The organism is Actinotalea sp. (assembly GCF_041597215.1).
In the GTDB taxonomy this organism is placed as follows: Bacteria; Actinomycetota; Actinomycetes; order Actinomycetales; family Cellulomonadaceae; genus Actinotalea.
The window spans coordinates 1-4,868 of record NZ_JBFHHB010000240.1 but is presented as its reverse complement, the minus strand read 5'-3'; the positions used below and the strand labels follow the sequence as shown (position 1 = coordinate 4,868).

Genomic DNA, 4,868 nt, shown 5'->3' with positions numbered 1-4,868 from the left:
GACCTCATCCTCCCGATCGGCGCATGGGTGGTGGACGAGGCCACCCGTCAGCTCGTGCAGTGGCAGCGCCGGCGGCCCGACCTCCAGATGGCGGTCAACGTCTCGGCGCGCCAGGTGCGACATCTCGAGCTCATGGACCTCGTCATGGGGGCGGCGCGCCGCCACCGGGCGGACCCGGCCGACCTCCACCTGGAGATCACCGAGCGGGTCCTCCTGGAGGCGAACGACGACGTCCTCGCCTAGCTGCGCGCCGTCACGGACCTCGGCTGCGAGCTCGCCATCGACGACTTCGGGACGGGGTACTCCTCCCTCGCGTACCTCACCCGGTTCCCCGTCACCGCGCTCAAGATCGACCGCAGCTTCGTCTCAGGGCTCGGCGTCGCCGCCGAGTCCACCGCCGTCGTCGAGGCGGTCCTCGGCCTCGCCGAGGCGATGGGCCTGGGGACCGTCGCGGAGGGCGTGGAGACCGAGGAGCAGCTCGAGCTGCTGCGGGCGATGGGCTGCCGTCGCGCGCAGGGGTACCTCCTGGGCCGTCCGATGACGGCCGAGGCCTTCGGCGCCCTGCTCGGCTGAGCTGCGCGCCCGGGGCCGGCCGGATCAGGCGTGGTACGGGTAGGCCGACCAGTCCGGGGCGCGTCGCTCGAGGAAGGCGTCCCGGCCCTCGACGGCCTCGTCCGTGAGGTAGGCCAGGCGGGTCGCCTCACCGGCGAAGACCTGCTGGCCCGCGAGGCCGTCGTCCGCGAGGTTGAAGGCGAACTTCAGCATCCGGATCGCCTGCGGGCTCTTGCCGGCGATGGTGCGTGCGTAGTCGAGGGCGAGGTCTTCCAGGGCCTCGTGCTCGGCCACCTCGTTGACCGCACCCCAGCGCTCGGCGTCCTCTGCCGAGTACTCGCGGGCGAGGAAGAAGATCTCCCGTGCGCGCTTCTGCCCGACCTGCCGTGCCAGGTACGCCGAGCCGTAGCCGCCGTCGAAGGAGCCGACGTCGGCGTCGGTCTGCTTGAAGCGGGCGTGCGCGCGGCAGGCGATCGAGAGGTCGGCGACCACGTGCAGGGAGTGCCCGCCCCCGGCGGCCCAGCCGTCGACCACGGCGATGACGACCTTCGGCATGGTCCGGATCAGTCGCTGCACCTCGAGGATGTGCAGACGGCCGGCGCGGGCCGGGTCGATCGCGTCGGCACCCTGGGCCGCGACGTCCGTCGTGTAGCGGTACCCGTCACGGGCCCTGATCCGCTGGTCGCCGCCCGAGCAGAAGGAGCGGCCGCCGTCCTTGGGGCTCGGTCCGTTGCCCGCGAGCAGGACGACGCCGACGTCGGGCGTGAGCCGGGCGTGGTCCAGCGCCCGGTACAGCTCGTCGACGGTGTGCGGGCGGAAGGCGTTGCGCACCTCCGGCCGGTGGAACGCGATGCGGACCACGGGCAGGTCGCGCTCCGTCCCGCCCGAGCGGTCCACCCCACGGTGATAGGTGAGGTCGGTGAGGGTGAAGCCCTCGACCTCGCGCCAGTGCTGCGGGTCGAACGTGTCGGACACAGGGGTGGGCAGCGCGCTCATGGGGTGAGGGTAGTGCCGGGGGCGGGCGCAGCCGGGTGCCGGCCCTCGGGGTGCCCACTACGGTTGCCCCGTGGGTACTTCGTCTGACCTGCGGGTCTACCGGGTGGCGCTGCGTGAGCGCTTCCGCGGCCTGACCGCGCGCGACGGGGTCCTGGTGCGGGGCGAGGCGGGCTGGGGCGAGTTCGCGCCCTTCTGGGACTACGACGACGACGCGAGCGCGGCATGGTGGCGTGCGGCACGTGAGGCGGCCGATCTCGGCTGGCCGGCACCGGTGCGGGACAGCATCCCGGTGAACGTGACCATCCCGGCGGTGGACGCCGCGACGGCGACCCGGCTCGTGGCCGACTCCGGCGGCTGCCGCACGGCCAAGGTCAAGGTCGCCGAGCCGGGCCAGAGCCTGGGGGCCGAGGTCGAGCGGCTCGAGGCGGTGCGTGCGGCGCTGGGCCCGGCGGGGGCGATCCGGATCGACGCCAACGGTGCCTGGGACCTCGACGCCGCGACTGCCCGGATCCCCGTGCTCGACCGTGCGGCCGGTGGGCTGGAGTACGTCGAGCAGCCCTGTGCGAGCGTCGCGGAGCTCGCGGCGGTGCGTCGAGCCGTCGACGTCCGCATCGCTGCCGACGAGTCGGTGCGGCGGGCGCAGGACCCGCTCGCTGTCGCGCGGGCCGGAGCGGCCGACATCCTGGTGCTCAAGGTCGCCCCGCTCGGCGGGGTACGGGCCTGTCTCGACCTCGCGCAGGAGGTGGGGCTTCCCGTCGTCGTCTCCTCCGCGCTGGAGACCTCCGTCGGGCTCGCGGCGGGCCTGGCGCTCGCCGCGGCCCTGCCCGAGCTGCCGTTCGCCTGCGGGCTCGCCACGGCTCAGCTCCTCGCGGAGGACCTCGTCGTGGACGCCCCTCGGGTGCGCGACGGTGCCCTGCGGCCCGGGGCGCTGACCCCGGATCCCGCGCTGCTGACGGCTCATGCGGCCGACCCGGAGCTCGACGCGCGGTGGCGGGAGCGGGCCGCCCGGGTCGTGGCCCTCCTGGCCCGCACGGGGTCCCGGCCGGTCGGACCGGAGGACCGATGAACCCCTCGACCCGTGCGGCGCGGGTGCTGGTCGGCGCGCTCACCGAGCTCGGACTGCGGCACGTGGTCCTGGCGCCCGGATCGCGCAGCGCCCCGCTCGCCTATGCGGTGGCCCAGGCCGACCTGCCCGCCGACCACCCGGACCGTGACCCGAACGCCCCGGAGCTCGAGCTGCACGTGCGGATCGACGAGCGCTCGGCGGCCTTCCTCGCTCTCGGCCTGGCACGGGCCGCCGTCCTTGCCGGCGATCCGCGTCCCGTCGCGGTGGTGACGACCTCGGGTACGGCTGTCGCTCACCTGCTGCCCGCCGTCCTGGAGGCCGCCCACTCCGGGCTTCCGCTGCTCCTGCTCACCGCCGACCGCCCGCACGAGCTCCGGGGAACCGGCGCGAACCAGACGACCGACCAGGTGGGCCTGCTGGCCCCTGCCGTGCGCGCCACCCTCGACGTCCCGGCGCCGAGCGGCCGCCCCGGTGAGGACCAGGACCTACGCAACCTCGCCGTCCGTGCGGTCGCCACGGCGCTGGGGACGAGGACCGGGGACCCGGGTCCTGTGCACCTCAACCTTGCCTACCGCGAGCCCCTCGTGCCCGACGCCGACGCCTGGCCGGTCCCGGTCGGCCGCGGGCGGAGCGCCGTCGCCGCGCTCGCGGCCGACGTACCGGCCGACCTGCCGACCGACGGCCCGACCGACCTACCGGACGACGCGCCGACCGACCCGGTGCGGACGGTCGTGGTCGCCGGCGACGGAGCGGGGCCTGCCGCCGTGGCCCTCGCGAGGCGTCACGGCTGGCCACTGCTCGCCGAGCCGAGCTCGGGGGCCCGGGGTGGCGCCGACGCCGTTCCGGCCTACCGTCTGCTCCTCGACCTGCCCGAGCTCGGTGGCGCCGTCCGGCGGGTGATCGTCCTCGGCCGCCCGACCCTCTCCCGGCCCGTCCAGTCGCTCCTCTCCCGTGCCGATGTCGAGGTCGTCGTCGTCGCCCCCCGGGGAGGCAGCTGGCCGGACCCGGCGCGATCGGCCGCCGTCGTCGTGCCGGAGCTCCCGGCCGACCTCGCGGCGGCCGGCCGCGGCGACCCCGGATGGGCCAGGACCTGGCGACGGGCCGGGGCTGCCGCGCTGGCCGCGATCGCCGCCGTGCTGGAGGAGTCCACCAGTCGTGGGGAACCGTTGCCCGGGCCGGCGCTCGCAGCAGCCCTTGCCGAGCACCTCGGCGCGCGCGACGTGCTCGTCGTGGGCGCCAGCAACCCCGTGCGGGACCTGGACCTCGTCGCCGCCTGGGCGCAACCGCCGACGGTCGTCGCGAACCGTGGCCTCGCCGGGATCGACGGGACGATCTCCACTGCTGCCGGTGTCGCGCTCGGCCTGGGTCGCCCCGTGCGCGCCTACCTCGGCGACGTGACCTTCCTGCACGAGATCGGCGGACTGCTCCTCGGCCCCGACGAGCCGACGCCGGACCTGCAGATCGTCGTGGCCAACGACTCAGGGGGATCGATCTTCGCGACCCTCGAGCACGGGGAGGGCGCCCATTCCGCCCTCGCCGGGCGTGTCCTGGCGACACCCCACCGCGCCGACCTGGGGGCGCTGTGCGCGGGGTACGGGGTGGCGCACCGACGGGTCAGGGACCTCCAGGGGCTGCACGCAGCACTGGCCGAGCCGGTGCGCGGGCTCGGCGTCGTGGAGGTCGTGGTCGACCGCGCGGATCGCCGAGCGCTCGGCGCACGACTGGCGGAGCGGGTCCGGTCCGCGGTCTCGGACGCGCTCGGAACGGCAGCCGGCACGCCGGTCCCCTAGCGGGGCCCGCCTTCCCAGGGACCTCTCAGGTACCACCCAGCCTCCGGTCAGCAGCGTGCGGTGTGCTGTGTGCACCAAGGAGGTCACATGAGCACCGAGAACACCGAGGGCCCGGCCGAGAACGGCCAGGTCCCCGACGAGAACAGCCAGGTCCCCGCCGACAGCTCGCCGGTCCCGGCCGAGAACGGCCAGGTCCCCACCGGCGGCTCGCCGGTCCCGGCCCAGGACGGCCAGGTCCCCACCGACAGCTGGCCGGTCACGGCTCAGGACGGCCAGGTCCCCAGCGCGAGCGTTCCCGCGCCGCCGCCCGCCGGGTCGCCGTGGCCGCCGCCAGCGCCGTCGACCCCGGCGCCGCCGAGCGCCTCGCCCTGGTACGGCGCGCCGACGCAGCCCCCCGGTGCCTGGGTGCCGCCGGAGGGCGCGACCGCCCCGGTGCCCGCCACGCCGACCAGGTCGCGTCGGTG

4 protein-coding genes and 2 pseudogenes are annotated in these 4,868 nt (G+C 75.8%); 3 read left to right on the top strand and 3 right to left on the bottom strand.

The genetic code is table 11. From position 1 onward, the window contains the following. Window positions 1-6: 6 nt before the first annotated feature. Window positions 7-573, top strand: a pseudogene (locus ABWK99_RS13670) (EAL domain-containing protein). A 24-nt stretch (window positions 574-597) separates the two neighbouring features. Here ABWK99_RS13670 and ABWK99_RS13665 read toward each other — a convergent pair. Then, a complete protein-coding gene (locus ABWK99_RS13665) occupies window positions 598-1,548 on the bottom strand; it encodes a 1,4-dihydroxy-2-naphthoyl-CoA synthase (protein WP_372595252.1) in 951 nt (316 codons plus the stop codon). A gap of 70 nt (window positions 1,549-1,618) precedes the next feature. On the opposite strand from ABWK99_RS13665, the gene ABWK99_RS13660 reads away from it, so the two are divergent. Both ABWK99_RS13660 and menD read left to right on the top strand, forming a co-directional pair. After that, window positions 1,619-2,614, top strand: coding sequence for an o-succinylbenzoate synthase (locus ABWK99_RS13660; RefSeq protein ID WP_372595251.1), 996 nt, complete (start codon window positions 1,619-1,621; stop codon window positions 2,612-2,614). Continuing rightward, entirely contained in the window at window positions 2,611-4,404 is a 1,794-nt protein-coding gene (gene menD / locus ABWK99_RS13655) for a 2-succinyl-5-enolpyruvyl-6-hydroxy-3-cyclohexene-1-carboxylic-acid synthase (protein ID WP_372595250.1), read from the top strand. The genes ABWK99_RS13660 and menD overlap by 4 nt, the downstream gene beginning before the upstream one ends. Before the next feature lie 83 nt (window positions 4,405-4,487). Here the strand turns inward: menD and ABWK99_RS13650 are convergent, their stop codons facing one another. Together ABWK99_RS13650 and ABWK99_RS13645 are read right to left on the bottom strand one after the other, a co-directional pair. Next, a complete protein-coding gene (locus tag ABWK99_RS13650; RefSeq protein WP_372595249.1) occupies window positions 4,488-4,664 on the bottom strand; it encodes a hypothetical protein in 177 nt (58 codons plus the stop codon). A gap of 3 nt (window positions 4,665-4,667) precedes the next feature. Continuing rightward, window positions 4,668-4,868, bottom strand: a pseudogene (locus ABWK99_RS13645) (hypothetical protein); the annotation flags it as partial.

Excerpts from the sequence above, each read along its gene's own strand:
- ABWK99_RS13665 (WP_372595252.1), bottom strand. The coding sequence starts at position 1,548 with ATGAGCGCGCTGCCCACCCCTGTGTCCGACACGTTCGACCCGCAGCAC.
- menD (WP_372595250.1), top strand. The coding sequence starts at position 2,611 with ATGAACCCCTCGACCCGTGCGGCGCGGGTGCTGGTCGGCGCGCTCACC.